This window comes from Limnospira platensis NIES-39 (assembly GCF_026000695.1).
Taxonomy (GTDB): domain Bacteria; phylum Cyanobacteriota; class Cyanobacteriia; order Cyanobacteriales; family Microcoleaceae; genus Limnospira; species Limnospira platensis.
The window spans coordinates 4,124,457-4,141,432 of sequence record NZ_AP026945.1; the positions used below are offsets into that span (position 1 = coordinate 4,124,457).

General features: G+C 45.0%; 21 protein-coding genes and 1 pseudogene. 7 read left to right on the forward strand and 15 right to left on the reverse strand.

What is annotated here, in order from left to right; translation table 11 throughout:
• Nucleotides 1-468 precede the first annotated feature (468 nt).
• From N39L_RS20415 to N39L_RS20450, 8 genes and pseudogenes are all read right to left on the reverse strand, one after another.
• Nucleotides 469-792 carry a nucleotidyltransferase domain-containing protein gene (locus N39L_RS20415; RefSeq protein WP_014276203.1) on the reverse strand — a complete coding sequence of 108 codons (324 nt, stop codon included), beginning with the start codon at nucleotides 790-792 and terminating at the stop codon, nucleotides 469-471.
• 37 nt (nucleotides 793-829) lie between these two features.
• Nucleotides 830-1,201, reverse strand: a complete 372-nt coding sequence (locus N39L_RS20420; protein ID WP_231851971.1) for a hypothetical protein — start codon at nucleotides 1,199-1,201, stop codon at nucleotides 830-832.
• A gap of 8 nt (nucleotides 1,202-1,209) precedes the next feature.
• Entirely contained in the window at nucleotides 1,210-1,563 is a 354-nt protein-coding gene (locus N39L_RS20425) for a hypothetical protein (protein ID WP_014276205.1), read from the reverse strand.
• Between the two features lie 33 nt (nucleotides 1,564-1,596).
• On the reverse strand, nucleotides 1,597-5,970 hold the full coding sequence (locus tag N39L_RS20430) for a CHAT domain-containing protein (RefSeq protein ID WP_014276206.1): 4,374 nt from the start codon (nucleotides 5,968-5,970) through the stop codon (nucleotides 1,597-1,599).
• 179 nt (nucleotides 5,971-6,149) lie between these two features.
• Nucleotides 6,150-6,392, reverse strand: a complete 243-nt coding sequence (locus N39L_RS20435; protein ID WP_014276207.1) for a type II toxin-antitoxin system HicB family antitoxin — start codon at nucleotides 6,390-6,392, stop codon at nucleotides 6,150-6,152.
• A 12-nt stretch (nucleotides 6,393-6,404) separates the two neighbouring features.
• Nucleotides 6,405-6,479: pseudogene (locus N39L_RS20440) on the reverse strand (hypothetical protein); the annotation flags it as partial.
• A gap of 314 nt (nucleotides 6,480-6,793) precedes the next feature.
• Nucleotides 6,794-7,183, reverse strand: a complete 390-nt coding sequence (locus N39L_RS20445) for a type II toxin-antitoxin system VapC family toxin (protein ID WP_014276208.1) — start codon at nucleotides 7,181-7,183, stop codon at nucleotides 6,794-6,796.
• On the reverse strand, nucleotides 7,183-7,410 hold the full coding sequence (locus tag N39L_RS20450; protein ID WP_006618219.1) for a type II toxin-antitoxin system Phd/YefM family antitoxin: 228 nt from the start codon (nucleotides 7,408-7,410) through the stop codon (nucleotides 7,183-7,185). Before N39L_RS20450 ends, N39L_RS20445 begins: the two co-directional genes overlap by 1 nt.
• A gap of 209 nt (nucleotides 7,411-7,619) precedes the next feature.
• Between N39L_RS20450 and N39L_RS20455 the strand changes: the two genes are divergently transcribed.
• Entirely contained in the window at nucleotides 7,620-7,832 is a 213-nt protein-coding gene (locus N39L_RS20455; protein ID WP_006618218.1) for a hypothetical protein, read from the forward strand.
• Between the two features lie 15 nt (nucleotides 7,833-7,847).
• Nucleotides 7,848-8,279: a type II toxin-antitoxin system VapC family toxin gene (locus tag N39L_RS20460; protein WP_014276209.1), complete on the forward strand. Its 432-nt coding sequence runs from the start codon at nucleotides 7,848-7,850 to the stop codon at nucleotides 8,277-8,279.
• 182 nt (nucleotides 8,280-8,461) lie between these two features.
• On the opposite strand, the gene N39L_RS20465 is transcribed toward N39L_RS20460, so the two are convergent.
• Genes N39L_RS20465 through N39L_RS20475 form a run of 3 tightly spaced genes read right to left on the reverse strand, consistent with a single transcriptional unit; the run spans nucleotide 8,462 to nucleotide 9,369 of the window.
• Nucleotides 8,462-8,797 carry a XisI protein gene (locus N39L_RS20465; RefSeq protein ID WP_014276210.1) on the reverse strand — a complete coding sequence of 112 codons (336 nt, stop codon included), beginning with the start codon at nucleotides 8,795-8,797 and terminating at the stop codon, nucleotides 8,462-8,464.
• Nucleotides 8,785-9,201: an element excision factor XisH family protein gene (locus N39L_RS20470; RefSeq protein ID WP_014276211.1), complete on the reverse strand. Its 417-nt coding sequence runs from the start codon at nucleotides 9,199-9,201 to the stop codon at nucleotides 8,785-8,787. Before N39L_RS20470 ends, N39L_RS20465 begins: the two co-directional genes overlap by 13 nt.
• Before the next feature lie 27 nt (nucleotides 9,202-9,228).
• On the reverse strand, nucleotides 9,229-9,369 hold the full coding sequence (locus tag N39L_RS20475; RefSeq protein WP_157888719.1) for a hypothetical protein: 141 nt from the start codon (nucleotides 9,367-9,369) through the stop codon (nucleotides 9,229-9,231).
• Nucleotides 9,370-9,548: 179 nt separating this feature from the next.
• On the opposite strand from N39L_RS20475, the gene N39L_RS20480 reads away from it, so the two are divergent.
• The 5 genes from N39L_RS20480 (at nucleotide 9,549) to N39L_RS20500 (ending at nucleotide 13,339) form a co-directional block, all read left to right on the forward strand.
• On the forward strand, nucleotides 9,549-9,806 hold the full coding sequence (locus N39L_RS20480) for an AbrB/MazE/SpoVT family DNA-binding domain-containing protein (protein WP_006618214.1): 258 nt from the start codon (nucleotides 9,549-9,551) through the stop codon (nucleotides 9,804-9,806).
• Nucleotides 9,803-10,204 (forward strand): type II toxin-antitoxin system VapC family toxin, encoded by a 402-nt coding sequence (locus N39L_RS20485; protein WP_006618213.1) that lies wholly within the window; start codon nucleotides 9,803-9,805, stop codon nucleotides 10,202-10,204. The genes N39L_RS20480 and N39L_RS20485 overlap by 4 nt, the downstream gene beginning before the upstream one ends.
• A gap of 331 nt (nucleotides 10,205-10,535) precedes the next feature.
• Complete coding sequence (locus N39L_RS20490) at nucleotides 10,536-10,796, forward strand: hypothetical protein (protein WP_231851972.1); 261 nt, start codon at nucleotides 10,536-10,538, stop codon at nucleotides 10,794-10,796.
• A 162-nt stretch (nucleotides 10,797-10,958) separates the two neighbouring features.
• Nucleotides 10,959-11,198, forward strand: coding sequence for a type II toxin-antitoxin system VapC family toxin (locus N39L_RS20495; protein ID WP_014276213.1), 240 nt, complete (start codon nucleotides 10,959-10,961; stop codon nucleotides 11,196-11,198).
• A gap of 413 nt (nucleotides 11,199-11,611) precedes the next feature.
• A complete protein-coding gene (locus N39L_RS20500; RefSeq protein WP_231851973.1) occupies nucleotides 11,612-13,339 on the forward strand; it encodes an FAD-dependent oxidoreductase in 1,728 nt (575 codons plus the stop codon).
• Here N39L_RS20500 and N39L_RS20505 read toward each other — a convergent pair.
• From N39L_RS20505 to serA, 4 genes are all read right to left on the reverse strand, one after another.
• On the reverse strand, nucleotides 13,297-13,734 hold the full coding sequence (locus N39L_RS20505; protein ID WP_014276214.1) for a DUF6691 family protein: 438 nt from the start codon (nucleotides 13,732-13,734) through the stop codon (nucleotides 13,297-13,299). The two genes, N39L_RS20500 and N39L_RS20505, sit on opposite strands and share 43 nt — an antisense overlap.
• A gap of 3 nt (nucleotides 13,735-13,737) precedes the next feature.
• Entirely contained in the window at nucleotides 13,738-14,160 is a 423-nt protein-coding gene (locus tag N39L_RS20510) for a YeeE/YedE family protein (protein ID WP_035736782.1), read from the reverse strand.
• A 50-nt stretch (nucleotides 14,161-14,210) separates the two neighbouring features.
• Nucleotides 14,211-15,104: a 50S ribosomal protein L11 methyltransferase gene (gene prmA, locus N39L_RS20515; RefSeq protein WP_014276216.1), complete on the reverse strand. Its 894-nt coding sequence runs from the start codon at nucleotides 15,102-15,104 to the stop codon at nucleotides 14,211-14,213.
• Between the two features lie 164 nt (nucleotides 15,105-15,268).
• Entirely contained in the window at nucleotides 15,269-16,852 is a 1,584-nt protein-coding gene (gene serA, locus N39L_RS20520) for a phosphoglycerate dehydrogenase (RefSeq protein WP_006618206.1), read from the reverse strand.
• Nucleotides 16,853-16,976: the final 124 nt, after the last annotated feature.

Genomic DNA, 16,976 nt, shown 5'->3' on the forward strand with positions numbered 1-16,976 from the left:
TTTGTTGGGTTGCGCTGTCGCTTCACCCAACCTACGACTCCTGAGTTGGGATTTTGTAGGATTTTGTAGGTTGGGTGGAATGAAATGTAACCCAACATTTTAGCCGGATTTGTTGGGTTGCGCTGTCGCTTCACCCAACCTACGACTCCTGAGTTGGGATTTTGTAGGATTTTGTAGGTTGGGTGGAATGAAATGTAACCCAACATTTTAGCCGGATTTGTTGGGTTGCGCTGTCGCTTCACCCAACCTACGACTCCTGAGTTGAGATTTTGTAGGTTGGGTGGAATGAAATGTAACCCAACATTTTACCTGAATTTGTTGGGTTGCGCTGTCGCTTCACCCAACCTACGACTCCTGAGTTGGGATTTTGTAGGATTTTGTAGGTTGGGTGGAATGAAATGTAACCCAACATTTTAGCCGGATTTGTTGGGTTGCGCTGTCGCTTCACCCAACCTACGACTCTACGACTCATAGAACAATTCCTTCTTTATGAACATTCAAAAGAAATGGACTTTTTTCTTGAGTAAAACGCTGCTCAGAGACAAAAGCACGGGAGATAACCGTATCATATTTTAAGGATAACTCTTGAATAAACTCACTGGTTTTGTCGATTTCATCCGTATAATTAAATGCAGATTTCATCACAATCAGCAAGTCAATATCTGAATCAGGTTTAGCTTCCCCCCTAGCTTGAGAACCATATAAAATAATTTGAACAACCTGGTCAGAATAATGGATTTTAAACCAATTTTTAATAAATTCTATAATCTCCGGTAATTTTTGATGTTTCATCTTGTTGATTTGATGTGGCCGAAACTGGGTGGGTGGTTTACGCTTGAACTTGAATCAATTCTGACTTGAGGTCAATTTGCCAATTTTCATCAATAAATTCTAGGTTTTCATCATAGACCAACATCAGTTGCGCGATAGAAATGGGAGGAGTAGCGGTTTCGATATTTAGGGTAAATTTCAGTTGAATGCGGCGTTTATCTCCGTTGAAAATCAACCCACTGCTGATTAATTGGGGCGATAGAGGACGCGGTAGGAGGATGTTTTCATAAAAGCGATCGCTTTCATCCCAATAGCCAGATATTTGATAATCACATAATGCCAAATGCTCTAAAACTAAAGCATTAGCATCAATACCCTCAACAACCTCTGATAAATTTTCCCAAACGGTATGATTGTTTAAACTAATCATAGCCCCCATCAAGATTGATTCTCTTTTTTACCCATTTTCGGAGCGCGGTTTCGCAGAATTTCCGTAATTTTCGGATAGAGATTTTCATAAGCCGTGTTCCCTGTGTTGGGGGAATCATTATGCTCCCCTCTTAGCTTCTTTTCCCCCAAGACTTCTGCCATAATCTTTTCAGTCAGCGTTGGATAAGAGCGACACCACTTTTTCAACTCTTCAACTACATCGGCATCTGATTTGTCTTGACAGGCGATTAAACTATCGTTAAGTTTCTGTAATCCTTCGATGGCTTCTGAGGTTTCCCAAATATTGTCAGGATTAGTTTCCCAAATCTTTAGAAAAGCAGCAATAACTTTTTCGGGGTTCATGGTTGACCACTCCTGTTAAATAATTTGCAAGTTTTACTGTCCAATAGCGCAGAACGCCGCCCAATAGTAAGGAGATGAAAAGCGCTTAAAATCTGGGACATACCAGCCTGCTAGCGTACTTTTCATTTCCTCCCGCCGTTCTGGACTAATCACCGCACAGCCATCAACCCAGTCTAACAAATCCTGCACCGTTGCTGACCGCAACCAGGTCTGAGTCTGCCGCAACGCCAAAACCACCGACAGTTCAGGCTGTTGCTGGAGAGTTTGATAAAACTCAATCATAAAAATCGCCGTGGAGATATCCGCCACCGCCCAAAGGGTACTGACCACATTGGGAGAACCCGCCAAAATGAAGCCACTGGGTAAACCGACATATTCATCACTGGTGGAGGTGATGTCGGTGATACCCGTTTCGCAGGCGGAGAGGGTGACGAGACGGCAATTGGTCAGGTCAAGGCGGAGGATATCCTCTAAGGTGAGACATTTTTCTAAATCCAGCAGTTTGTTGTCTTTTGTGGGGAGATAGCGGCTGGGGTCATCGGTGGGCGGCGGGGGTGTAAATTCGCTTTTAGCCAGGATGAGGGCGGATTTGAGGGCATCTTCAAAGTTGAAGTAGCCATGACAGGAGAAGTGGGTACAGTGGGCGTTTTTCAGGGTTTCTTTATCAATGGCGGCTTTTTCCGCTTGGTCATGTTTGAGGACTTGGTGGGGGTTAAATAGGGATTGGATAGCTTCGACTTCCATATCCGTGAACTGGAGGTCTTGGGTGGGGTTTTGGATGGCGAAGAGGCGGTTAAAGTCTGGGCGTGAGCGGTTTTGGGCTTGTTGCAGGACTTGGCAGTTAGGGGCATAGCCCACGCCTTTGGGGAAGAGGTCTTGTAGGAATTTGCCCTCACCGTCTTCTGTAGCAACGGGTAAGGCGTGGAGGGGGAACAGGTGCAGGAATCGGTGAGGGATGAGGATGAGTTTTTGGCAGTTGGGGAAGTTTTGCCGCAGGTTAGCCTGGATTTCATCCAGGTGGAGGATTTGGGCGAGGGTTTCTAGGCGTTGGGGGAGGCTGTCTCGCCATTGGCTGTTGTTGTCATAGTCGTCCATATAGGCAACTGTCCAGTCGATAAGATTTTGTCGGTCTTCCTCGGAAGATGTCCAGAGGTTAAGGGTTTGGTTAGTCAGGGTGAAGGTGAGGAATTTGTCATCCAGGACATACCATTCCAGAATCACGGTTTCATCGTCAAGGAGAGATTGAATATCCGGGAATTTCAAAGGTTTATAGGGATAGTTTGCCTGGAATTCTTCCCGCAGTTGACTGATGTGGGTATAGTCGGGGTTGGGGTCTTGTTTAAGGCGGCGGTCTTCTTCCGAAATCGCTTGACGGAGTTGTTGTAAGCGTTGGCGGTCTTCGGCGGAAATTTCTCCGCCTGGGTATGCGTCACGGGTGGCGATCAGTTCGGTGAGGTTGCGGGCTTTACTGCGGTCTACATATTCAATGGCATCGGTGTATCTGCCTAACTCTAGGCACACTTCCACGATAAGAACATAGAGTCCCATCCATTCTTCATTCAATTTCCGTTTAGCTTCATCCCCAGAGGTAATTTCTCCTCGCAAGTATTCAACGGCATCTAGTGCCTGTTCAAGAACTATGTAGGCGTTTTGGAGAGCCGTTCGTTTTTTAATTGGGTCGTTGCTGTAGTAGTGGGATTGGGCTTGGTAGGCAAGTCCTAGAATACCTAACGTTTTTGTGTGTTCTTGAGGAAAAGCAGTGCGTGTATAAATTTCTAAAGCAGCTTCAGAACAGACGATAGCCCTGTCCAGATTCTCCGCTCGCTCTCCTCGGATGCGCTCACGGTAGACATTTGTCAAGTTCATTTGAGTATTCGCCCATTCGTAAGAAAAAGCTTCACGAGTATAGACTTGTAAACCCGCTTCTAAGAAAGTGATAGCTCTTTCCAAATTTTCCGCTCGCTCCCCCCGAATGCGGGTACGATAGGTTTCCCCCAAGTTCATTTGAGTCCTTGCCCATTCGTAAGGAAAGCCTTCACGAGTATAGACTTGTAAACTGGCTTCTAAGTGGGAGATCGCCCTCTCTAGATTCTCCACCCGCTCTCCCCGGATGCGAGTTTGATAAGTAGCCCCCAAGTTATTTTGAGTCTTTGCCCAATCTTCAGGAAAAGCTTCACAGGTATAGACTTGTAAACTGGCTTCTAAGTGGGAGATCGCCCTCTCTAGATTCTCCACTCGCTCTCCCCGGATGCGAGTTTGATAAGCAGCCCCCAAGTTATTTTGAGTTTTTGCCCAACCTTCAGGAAAGGCTTCACGGGTATAGACTTGTAAACTGGCTTTTAAATAGAAGATTGCCCTCTCCAGGTTTTCCGCTCGTTCCCCCTGAATGCGGGATATGTAGACAGCCCCCAAATTCGTTTGAGTCCTTGTCCACTCGTAAGGAAATGCTTCACGAGTATAGACTTGTAAACTGGTTTCCAAAAAGGCGATCGCTCTTTCCAAGTTTTCCGCTCGCTCTCCCCGAATGCGATTACGGTAGGTTTCACCCAGGTTATTTTGAGTCCTTGCCCAATCTTCAGGAAATGCTTCACGAGTATAGACTTGTAAACTAGCCTTCAAGAAGACAATCGCCCTCTCTAGGTTCTGTACTCGTTCTCCATGAATTCGAGTTGGATAAACAGCCCCCAAGTTATTTTGAGTCCTTGCCCATTCGTAAGGAAAAGCTTCACGAGTATAGACTTGTAAACTGGTTTCCAAAAAGGCGATCGCTCTTTCCAAGTTTTCCGCTCGCTCTCCCCGGATGCGTGACAGATAAGTAGTCCCCAAGTTCATTTGAGTCCTTGCCCAATCTTCAGGAAATGCTTCACGAGTATAGACTTGTAAACTGGTTTCTAAGTAGGAGATCGCTCTTTCCAAGTTTTCCGCTCGCTCTCCCCGGATGCGTGACAGATAAGTAGTCCCCAAGCTCATTTGAGTCCTTGCCCATTCGTAAAGAAAAGCTTCCTGAGTATAAACTTGTAAACTGGTTTCCAAAAAAGCGATCGCCCTTTCCAAGTTCTCTGCTCGCTCTCCCCGGATGCGAGTTTGGTAGGCGTTACCTAAGTTCACTTGAGTCCTTGCCCATTCGTAAGGAAAAGCTTCCTGGGTATAAACTTGTAATGTGGCTTTATAGTGAGCTATTGCAGATTCCAAATTTTCAGCCCGGTCTCCCCGAATGCGTTGACAGTAACTTGCACCCAAATTATTTTGAGTCAACGCCCAATCTTGAGGAAAACTTTCACGAGTAAAGACTTCCAAAATAGCTTGATAGGTCGCAATTGTGATTTCTATATTATCTGCACGCTCACCACAAATACGACAATTGTAAGCATTAGCTAGATTACCTTTACTTTTTGCCCATTCGTAAGGAAAAGCTTCCTGGGTATAAACTTGTAAAGAGGCTTGGGAATAAGCAATCGCCTGTTCTAGGTTTTGCGATCGCTCTCCCAAAATACGTTCAAAGTAAGTCGCTCCCAGATTACTTTGAGTTCTTGCCCATTCGTAAGGAAAAGCTTCGCGAGTATAAATTTCTAAAGACCATTGATAATAAATAATAGCAATTTCTATATTCTTACTTCTTTCTCCACGGATGCGTCTACGATAGGATTCACCCAAGTTATTTTGAGTTCTTGCCCACTCGTAAGGAAAGGCTTCACGAGTATAGACTTCTAAACTGGGTTCCAAGAAGCAGATCGCCATCTCCAGGTTTTCCGCTTGTTCCCCCTGAATGCGGAATAGATAGACCGCCCCCAAATTATTTTGAGTGACAGCCCAATCTTGGGGATAGACTTCACGAGTAAAGACTTTTAATACAGACTCATAAGATGCGATCGCAATTTCCAGATTATCAGCCCGATTCCCTAATGGAAACTGTTGAATTAAATTACCAAATAAAAAAATAACCCCTGCAATTCCATAGGCTTGACTTGATTCAACTTGCCCAAAAACCTGACTCGCCAGATCTGGCAGGGTCTCAGCCAAAGTCAAATCTAGCTTATCTAGGTTCTGTTGCAGCAGAGGATAAACCACCTGGGGATTACCTTGACTCTGTTCGATCGCCCCCAATACCTCTATCAAAAAATTGAGATAGTCTTGCTCTGTCCCCTGAAATTGACCCTCACCCGTGGCTACCGCAGAGGTTTGACTGTTGAGATATTGTCCCACCTCTTGCACCACATCCCGCAAAAACTGCGCCTGGTTGTCTTGTCCCTCCTCCTGCAACTGTGCCGCTACCAACTGACACACCTGCACAAACCCCTCATCCAGCAACTCCAGATGACCGTTAAGGATTTGCAGTTCCTCCCCTCCCGGACATTCGAGGAGTTTTTCAATCAGGGAGAGATAAGCCTGCACTCGTTGTTCATCCATAGCCGCGCACCGGGTAGGGGATAGACCCCGATTTTACCCCATTCCCAAACCTCAGAAACCGGGTTTCTTTGTTAAATCTTTGTGAAGTAATCGAGATGCGGCTAGAAAGCCCTTTTCTTTTCCGGCGGTTACAGTCCCTTAAAATAGATTCAATCCATTGAATTTGAGAAGCTGTAAAATCAAGGGTTCATGTTGAACATCGAAAAACTCACCGTTTCACTCGTTGAGATCGGCTCAGGAATCGGTTGACCATTCATTTGTAAATCTTCAAGATGAAATTGAATCGCCTCTTGAATCAATTGCAAGGCTTCTTCTTTCGTTTCTCCAACTGCAACACATCCAGGCAAGTCTGGCACATACACCCCGTAACTAGAGGTTCCCCTTTCGAGGATAATCGTGTAGTGTAATTGTTGATTATTCATGGTTAGACTCCTTTACTTTAATCCGGCTTGCTTGAAGACGCTGTTTAAGGTTCCGGGGGGCATATCAACGTTTAATTGTCCCGAAACGGTAACTGTACCGGGCTTAGTGGCATGATGAAATTGTCGATGACTCCCCCGTGTCCGGACTTAGTACCATCCATCATTCTCTAGGATTTTGATGATATCTCTTACTTTCATTATTTAGGATTTCCCCTCCAGATGACCGTTAAGGATTTGCGGTTCCTCCCCACCCGTACATTCCAGGAGTTCTTGAATCAGGGAGAGATAGGCGGCGATGCGTTGTTCGTTCATGGCTAGGGATAGAGTAGGGGGATAGTGGGTATTGTAACTGATGCCTGGAAGCGGAACACAAAAGACACTGAGGGGTTTTGTGTTCACCTCTAGTCCCAAATCCTCTGGATTGGATAAGCATAGAAAGCCATATCTTTGCTTAAAATTGGGATGTTTTCTTGCATGGCTTGGGCGATTAAAAGTCTGTCAAATGGGTCTTTATGGTAAAATGGAAGTGATGACAATATCCTTAAATGGTTGAGTTGAATTGGCAATAATTCAAAATCATCTAATCTGATTTTCTCCTCTATGTAATCTGACGCAGTTTTTTCCAGGGTTAACTTATTCTGACTCTGTTTGATGGACATCTCCCAAACCGTAGCAACACTAATCAGCTTATGATTATGACCGTCTTCGACCAAATCACGCACCTTGTCGCTCAACCGAGAATTTCCCATAAAAAACCACAGGACCGTATGAGTATCAAGGAGTAACCGCATTAAATATAGTCCTGAAAATCATCCAAGGGTTCATCAAAATCATCCCTGAGAGCAATCCGGTCTTTATCGCACCCAAATAAAGGGGGGCGCGGCTGAGGCGATAAAACTGGAGTGATTTTAATGGTTTGCTGATTATTTTTACTAATGATAATTTCTTCTCCGGCAAAAGCCATTTCTATCAGTTCCATAATTTGCGGTAAGGCTTGGTTAATATCAATAATTTTCATCGCTTATCCTTCCTCGTTTATCTATAACCTAGCACCCGGTAGGGGACTATGACCCCGATTTTACCCGATTCCCAAACCTCAGAAATCGGGTTTCTTGCTTAAATCTTTGTGAAAGAATCGCGATGCTGCTAGAAGCCCGGTTTCTTTCCTGACCAGATGAGTTATAATCATCCAACAGACTCCAATCATCTGAAAACTCAACCCTGACCATGAACCGGCAACCTACTGAAAATCAACCCCAGGCGATCGAAGCACGAGTCACCAGCTTGGAAATCGAACTCACTCAAATTAAACAAGTCTTAGCCACCGTCACCTCCCCACAACAGCCCTGGTGGGAACGCATTGCTGGAAGTCACGCCAATGACTCCACCTTTGAATCGGTGATTCAACTCGGACAAGAATGGCGCAAAACTGCCGAATAAAGTCAGCAAAATCCGATGTATATTCTCGATACTGATCATCTGAGTCTCATTCAACGCAATGGTGAACCCGGTCAACGGATTTTGGCAAAAATAGCAACCGTTGAGAAGATTCAAATTGCCGTCACCGTCATCACTTATGAAGAACAAATCAGAGGAAGACTCAATTTTCTGTCCCAAGCGAAAACAGTTGAGCAACAAATCATCGCTTATGAAGGACTGCAAAAAACGGCAAAGGACTATTGTTTTATCCCCATTTTACCCTTCGATTATCCTGCCGCAGTCGAGCATCAACGCCTCCGCAAAACCTACCCTCGTTTAGGCAATATGGACTTGAAAATTGCTGCCATTTCTCTGGTTCAAAATGCCACCCTCCTCACGTGCAACGAGTCTGATTTTGGCATTATCCAAGAACTCTCCATCGAAAACTGGTCAATCAACGGTTCTTGAATCAGGGATAAATAAGCCTGCACTCTTTGTTCATCCCTAACCTATGTACCGGGTAGGGGATAGCATTCCGATTTTACCACATTCCAGAGACTCAGAAACCCGGTTTCTTTGTTAAATTTTTGTGAAGCAACAGCAGATGCTGCTAGAAACCGGTTTCTTTGACCCCTGTTTCTTCCCACTGACTAACTCACCCCCAAACCTGTATATTTTCGCAACTCAGGCGGCTGTAGCCCCAAAATAATATCTTCCCTCTCCACACCCTGACTTAACAACTCATCGGTCAAAGAACAGTCCGTTTGATTGCGCTGAATCCAGATTTTTCCGGAACGAATTTCCAGATGAATCAAGCAATTATAAATCCTCCGGGTTTCATTCCATCCTAAATCAACCACCAAATAGCGATCGGCTTTGACATCGAAAACCGTTTCTGATTCAATCTCTCCCCCCAACGGAGAACCCGTCGAATATTCCGTCAATAGTTCCTGAATAATCTCTCTATACTTGGCTACTCTATCCATTGCAAAATTACCTCATCGTTCGGTTCATAAGTTATCAATTTTATACGATAAGTTTGGATGGAAAGTTGCGGCAATTGTCGATAAAAAAATGATTGATACGCAGTTATGGGGATGGCCAAATAAAGAGTTCGCTCCGGCTCAAGTCTTTGGAGAACTAAACGGTAATTTAAGAACTGACCCAATGCCAAATGAAAGTCTAACATAGCGGAGTCATTCAAAAAACTCTTGATTTCCACTGCTATTTTCTCTCCGGTTCGCTGCGCCCCTAAGAGTTGCTGCGCCCCTAAATCAATCTCTACACGGTCATCCGGTCCTAACTCTAAACGTAAGGGATCGTGGGTAATCTGCCATTCTTGTTTTTCTAAACCCCGTCTGACAGCATAGTGGAATTTATCTCTAGCCATTGTATCCACCCTAACACTTTTCAGCGCCTAATTGACGACCATTCTCCATTGTTCCCTGAGTCGCTGCATATCCTCCCTACCCGTAGCGGCAAGGAATTCTTGAATTAGGGAGAGATAGGCTTGAACTCGTTGTTCATCCATAGCGGCACATCTGGTAGGGGATAGCACCCCGATTTTACCCCATTCCCAACCCTCAGAAACCGGGTTTCTTTGTTAAATCTTTGTGAAGGAATCGCGATGCTGCTAGAAACCCGATTTCTTGACCCCGCCGTTTTACGGATTTAGCCTCCACAATTAGGCTCTAGTACGTTAAAATATATCCTATAAATCCATTGAATTACCCCCTTATGGCACTGACCCGAATCACTGCTACCGGAACCGCCACCATTCCCCCAGAAATTATCGACTGGCTGCACTTAAAACCGGGCGACCAAATTAATATCGCCATTTCCCCTGATGGCAAAGTCTATTTAGAACCCGCCCCAAAAGCGGCTCAAATTGATGTCCGTACCTTATCGGGTTGTCTCTACGACCCTGACAGAAAAACCGTTTCTCTAGCGGAAATGGAACAAGCCATTGTTGAAGGTGCGGTAGAATCGATGTGAAAGGTTTGGATACCAATGTAATCGTCCGCTTTCTAGTCCGAGACGATGAATCACAATGGCAGCAAGCGGATCAATACATCAATCAAGCCCTAGAAAATCATCAACCCTGCTTGATTAATAATATTGTCCTCTGTGAAGTGGTTTGGGTATTACGCAGTCAGTATAAAATTAGTCGAGACCAACTCATCACTATCCTAGAAAATCTCTTAAATACCAATATTTTTATATTTGAAAATTCCGATGATATCGCTTGGGCAATTCATCAAATGAAGTTGGGAAATGCTGATTTTTCTGATTATTTGATTGTTCGCATCAATCAACAGGCTGGCTGTGATGAAACCGCATCTTTTGATGTCAAGCTAGGGCAATTATCCCAGGTTAACCGGCTGGGTTCATAATTCCCCTCACCCAAGGCTGCAACTGTGCCGCTACCAACTCGCACACCTGCACAAACCCCCCATCCACTAACCCCTGATGACTGCCGAGGATTTGTTCTCCCCACCCGGACATTCCAGGAGTTCTTGAATCAGGGAGAGATAACCCGACGATCGCTCTTCATCCATAGCGGCGCACCGGGTAGGGAATAGCACTCCCATTTTACCCCATTCCAGAGACTCAGAAATCGGGTTAATTTCTTAAATCTTGGTGATGCGATCGCTATCCTACCAGAAACCCGGTTTCTTGTCTTTAAAAAATCTATGTGCTAAACTGAAATAGCATTGAAAAAAAATGAGAGCCATATTTATGCAAATCCGAGGCATTAAACGCGGTAAAACTATTGAGCTAACCGAAAATATTGCGGTCCCTGATGGCTCTGAAATTATCCTGGAAATTAGCCCCCCCCTCCCCCGGACACCAGAAGAACATTGGCAGCAATTCTGTCAACTATTTGGTGCTTGGTCAAACCAACCCGATTTAGATGCTACCTTTACAGCGATCGCTCAAAAACGCCATCAAAACCACGGTCGAGAATTATTTAATTTTGATTGATTTATGTATTTGCTAGATACTAACATCTGTATCGCTTTACTCAAAAATCATCCCAATGCTGTACCCAAATTTGCCCAGCATTTTCAATCCTCTTATTTGAGTTCTATTGTGGTTTACGAACTCTACAAAGGTGTTTATTGCTCATAAATAATAGAACAGAATTTGGCTACATTACAACAGTTTATTAGTCTACTACATCTGGTAGATTTTGATTTGCTTGCTGCTCGTGAATTTGGTCAAATTCAAGGAGAACTCAGACGCATCGGTAAGCCCACAGGAGAATTAGATGCCATGATTGCAGCCGTAGCAAGATCGCGAGATTTTATTTTAGTTACAGATAATTTAAAGCATTTCCAAAATATTGTTAACTTAAAAATTGAAAACTGGCTGATCAATGAATAGGTGATGGGTTGTTAACGCGATCGCCACACAAATAGAGATAGCACCCCTATTGTCCCCCGAAACCGGGTTAATTTCTTAAATATTTATGAAGCGATCGCGAGGACATCGGAATGCGACGTATCCCTATCCTACCAGAAACCCGCTTTCTTTGTGAAATGTTGACTAATTCAGGATTAGTCACAATCAATTACCTCGGATATTTGGGATAGGGTGAATCGGCTGTAAAAAGGTTTCTGGAAGCCTCCCCAATTATTCAACCGAGAAGGGGTGAGGAAATAGATAAACTTATACCAACCCCCTTGGTTAACTTGCGCCTAACAGCAGAGTCCCTAGGTGGCGTGAGAGGCTTGGGTTGAACTAAGCTACTGGAAGGCAAAAATTGCGGGAATTTGTTAACATCAGAAAAATGTTAGTTGAGCAACCCGAGTCCCATGGTGTTAAAAAGCGATCGCATTGTCATTGTGGGCGCTGGATTTGGTGGTTTAACAGCAACCCGCCTCCTAGCCAAGGCGGGCGCGAATGTGTTGCTAATCGATCGCAACTGCTACCATACTTTTATACCCCTACTGTATCAAGTAGCCACCGGCTTACTCTATCCCCACCAAATCGTTTATCCCCTCCAGTCAGCATTCAAAAAATATCCTAATGTCGAATTTATCCAGACTAACGTTGAGGGGATTAATGATCAATATCAATGGATAGATACAGATCACGGACAAATCAGGTATGATATCCTCGTCATCGCCACCGGAAGCCGTCCCCAATTAGATCACATCCCTGGGGCGGCTCAATATAGCTTAACTTTAAATACCCTACAAGATGCGGCGGTTGTGCGCCATCATATCGTCGATCGCATTCGCCGGGCTATTTTAGAACCTGAACCCATTGATCGCGCGCGGTTATTGACATTTGTGATCGTTGGTGGCGGTCCGACCGGGATAGAATTGGCGGGAGGTTTAATCGACCAACTCCGCGCTTTGTTAGGTTGGCGGCGGTTATTCCCCCTGGCGAAGGTGATTTTAGTACATTCGGGCGATCGCCTACTTCCCAACTTTTCCCAGCGGTTTAGCGCCTATTGTGAACGTCATTTACGCCAATTGGGGGTATCTGTCTGGTTAAATCGTCGAGTTTTGCGCGTGAACTCCCAGGGGGTAGAATTAGACACAGGAGAAGCGATCGCCGCCCCAACTATCATCTGGACAGCCGGGGTACAAGCAGACCATCCCAGCCAGCTTGACCAAATCTCTACCGCCGCCAAGGGTAAAATCATTGTCGAACCCATTTTACAAGTTCGCGATCATCCTAAAGTATATGCGATCGGAGATGTAGCTTTTCTCTGGCCTGAGCATGGCCTTAGCGGTATCGCCCCGGAAGCTATCCAACAGGGGGAAGCCGTCGCGACCAATATTTTGCATCAGTTACGGGGAACATATCCCCAACCTTTTCGTTATATTGATAAAGGCAAGGCTGCTATTATTAGTCGCTATGCTGGGATTTTGTCATGCGATCGCCTCAATAGCACCGGATTTTGGGGTTGGCTAACTTGGTTAGTGATTCATCTGTGTTATCTACCCGGATGGCGCAATCGGTTAACAGTGGGCTATAACTGGTTCTGGGATTGTGTTTTAGGACTGAGACTGCTAAAACCGATTCTCCCTCCTTACCGGGAAATTGCCTTTTTAAATAGTCCTGATCCGGCTATGGAGTTTTTTAAGGATAAATCCCAAAGAAAGCGATCGCATTTGTTGTCTCAAGATAATTGGATTATGAATTATATTCCCCTAATTGGACGAGCATTTTTAGCCACCATTTTTATCAATTCATCCGTTAGCAAAATCTTGGATTTCGCCGCCACCGAGGAAATGATAGCATTGCGGGGATTGCCGCATCCCAATTTAATGCTATTAGGAAATATTGTGTTTCAATTAGTGGGTGCTTTTTCTTTAATTCTAGGTTATAAAACCCGTTGGGGGGCGATTATTTTGATTTTATTTTTAATCCCCACCACCCTAGTTTTCCACAATTTCCTAGATGATCCTGGTCAGAAAACGGCATTTTTAAAGAACTTAGCCCTAATTGGTTCTTTAATGATGGTTTCCTACTTCGGCCCAGGACCCGTCAGCTTAGATGAGAGAGTATAAGCCAAGGACCCAGCAATCATCGCGATTATAAACAATACCGGGTTAAGAATACCTAAAACTAGGGCGGTAATCGCCGGACCCGGACAGTAGCCACCAATACCCCAGCCAATGCCAAAAATAGCCGCCCCCATGATTAAAGTGGGGTCGATATCTTGGCGTGTAGGTAGATAAAATTTGTTTGAAAATAGGGGGTGAGGAAGACGGAGGACAAACCGAAAAGCGATCGCTGTCACCCCCACAGCGCCGCCCAGGACAAAGATTAAAGTAGGGTCCCAAACTCCCACAACATCTAAAAATCTCAAAACGCGATCGCGATCCATCATTTGGGATAAACCCAGTCCTAAACCAAATAAAATCCCAGAAACCAAGACAATTAAATTTTCTTTGAGGTTCATAAATTACAGCACCAAAACATGACGCATTATAAATACAGTAATAAAAGCAGTGGTCATAAATGAGAGAACTGCTATAAGCGATCGCATGGAAAAGCGACCCAAGCCACAAACACCATGACCACTGGTGCAACCGTTACCCATACGAGTACCAAACCCCACCAGAAAACCACCAATAATCATTAGCACAGGCACAAAATTTGACGGGGGAGTTGGCGACGTTGGCAATCCATATTCATAAATAGCAGCACCAACTATTAAACCCAGAATAAACAGCCATCGCCAAGCCTCCTGGGATTTAAAAGTAATCGCCCCATTAACCATGCCACTAATGCCAGCAATCCGACCATTAAAAGCTAATAATAGGGTAGCACTCAGACCAATTAAAATCCCGCCCATTAAGGCACTTATCCAGTCAAAATCAGCCATATTACCTCTAAAATCATCAGTATAGTGAGAGTTGGTCAGATGTTGAACCATCAACAACGTCTAATATTGAAACAGCACCAGTCCTGTCGCTTCCAGAGAGTCGCGACGATCCAGCCATGTTGTTCTAATAAATCAGCGATCGGTTTAGCCTGTTCTAGCAAAATACCACTGAGAACCCCCCAGCTATTAGGTTGAGTGAGGGAGTCCAACTGAGGAATGATATCCATAATCACCTCAGCCAAAATATTGCATAAAATCCCATCAACAGGTCTTTGAACCCGCTTAATCAACTCCTGAACACTCCCCACGTCACTAATCATCTGTTCTGGTGATATATGGTTGAGGTCGCGGTTTTCATTAGCCGATCGCACCGCTAAGGGGTCAGTATCGACACCATAAACCTGAGTCGCCCCCAATAGGATCGCACCAATACCCAAAATTCCCGATCCACAACCGATATCAGCAATAGTGATCGGATTTTCTCCTAATATTCCCAAACGCATTTCTAGGGACTCCAAGCAAAGCTGAGTAGTAGCATGGGCTCCCGTACCAAAAGCCACCCCAGGGTCAAGACGTAAAATCAAGCGATCGCTATTTTCCGGGGGAGTTAGCCAAGCCGGATAAATCAAAAAGCGATCGCCAATTTCCGTTGGTTTCCAATGATCCTTCCAACTACTAGACCAGTCTTCCTCATCAATGAGATCCCATTGCACAATAGGGATAGACATTTCCATGCACAAAGCATCCTGGCGCAGCAAAATAGATAAAGCCGCCAGATCCAAAAGATGAGCTTGTTCCTCTGGTAAATAGGCACAAATCAAACAAGACTGATGTTTAGTTTGACTGGCTGTTCCCCGAAAGCCAAAATTGTCGAGTCTCCAGAAGACAGTTTCTTCTAGGTTCAAATCACAGACTACTCGAATTTCCCACCAGCTATGTGCCATATCAGTTACTTTTGGGGCCGGACAATATGCGAGCATTTAACTCACCAGAAGTATTAAGAGAATGTATCTCACCCTAACGTAGTGTGAGCATCTGATTCTCCACTTTCTACCCCCAGTTTAGTCTGCCGGGAGCCATTAAGTCCAGCACCCCAATTTCGTTGAATTTAGAGAGTTACCGTATAGGCATCCCGGATACCTGCTACTTTCATGATCTCACTCAACAGTCCGTCCGGCAATGGGTCATCTAAACTTAAAACCATCACCGCCTCTCCCCGTACAATTTTACGACCGACCTGCATACTAGCAATATTTACATTAAAGCTACCGAGGAGCGACCCAATTTTACCGATAATTCCCGGCATATCTCGGTGGAGAGTAAATAACATATAACGAGTCGGCGGTACGTTAATGGGGAAATCATCAATATTTGTCACCCGAATTTCGCGATCGCCCAATAGAGCCCCCGTCACCGAATGAGTACCTAAAGATCCCTTCGCTTCCAAATGCAGAGAGCCGGTATAGTCACACACCGAAGCATCCCTAGTTTCAATCACCCGAATACCGCGCTCTTTGGCTTCAATGGTAGCATTAACATAATTAACCCGCTCCCGCAGAGCCTGAGATAACAAACCTTTCAGAGCCGCCACCACCACAGGTTTACTATCGCGATTAGCCAAATCCCCTTGTAAGCGGATATCCAAGAAATCTACCCTACCTCCTACCAGTTGGCTGACCAAATTTCCCAAGGTTTCCGCCAGTTGTAGATAAGGCTTGAGTTGTTCGAGAGCATCGGGATATAATCCCGGAATATTGACCGCTGAACGAGCTGGTAATCCTAACAATACATCTCTAATTTGTTCAGCTACATCAATGGCTACATTAACTTGAGCTTCTTCTGTGGATGCTCCCAAGTGGGGAGTGAGGATCACCTTTTGACCCAACTCCCGCAGGGGGGAATTTTCCTCTAGGGGTTCGTTTTCATAAACATCTACCGCCGCCCCAGCAATTTGATCACTTTTCAGAGCTTCTGCTAAAGCTACCTCATCCACAATACCCCCACGAGCGCAGTTAATTATACGAGCTGTGGGTTTCATTTGAGCGAGAGCCTCTGCGTTAATTAAATGATAGGTCTCCTCAGTTTTCGGCATATGCAGACTGATATAGTCTGACTCGCGGATGAGTAAATCTAAGTCTACTAACCGACAGCCTAACTGTTCTGCGCGATCTTGGGAAATAAATGGATCATAAGCCAGTAATTTCATCCCCATAGCTTTAGCTGCGGCTGCTACATGGGAACCAATTTTACCAAGACCGACAATCCCCAGGGTTTTTTTGTAAACTTCTACCCCAATAAACTGTTTGCGATTCCACTGGCCGTTTTTTACGGATACATTGGCTTCGGGAATATGGCGCGATAGGGCTAACATCATCGCTATAGCGTGTTCGGCGGCGGCGATCGTGTTACCTTGGGGGGAGTTCACTACGACAATTCCTTGGCGGGTGGCGGCGGGAACATCCACGTTGTCCACCCCCACACCAGCCCGACCAATAATTTTCAGATGAGTACCCGCTTCTATTATTTCTTTGGTGACACGAGTACCAGAACGGATCATCAGGGCATCATATTCGGGAATAATCTTTACCAGTTCCTCAGCAGGTAGTCCGGTTTTGACATCAACCTGAGCCACCTGAGAGAGAATGTCAAGTCCAACTTGATCAATCGGATCAGATACAAGAACCTTAGGCATGGTTAGGCCAATAAATTGCAACGGTAGGGGATTCACCACAACTTCCTTGATTGGAGGATTCGTGGTAAATTGAGAGAGTCTGTTGATGCAGATCTCGATCGCGGCTAAAAATACCGCAGTGAAC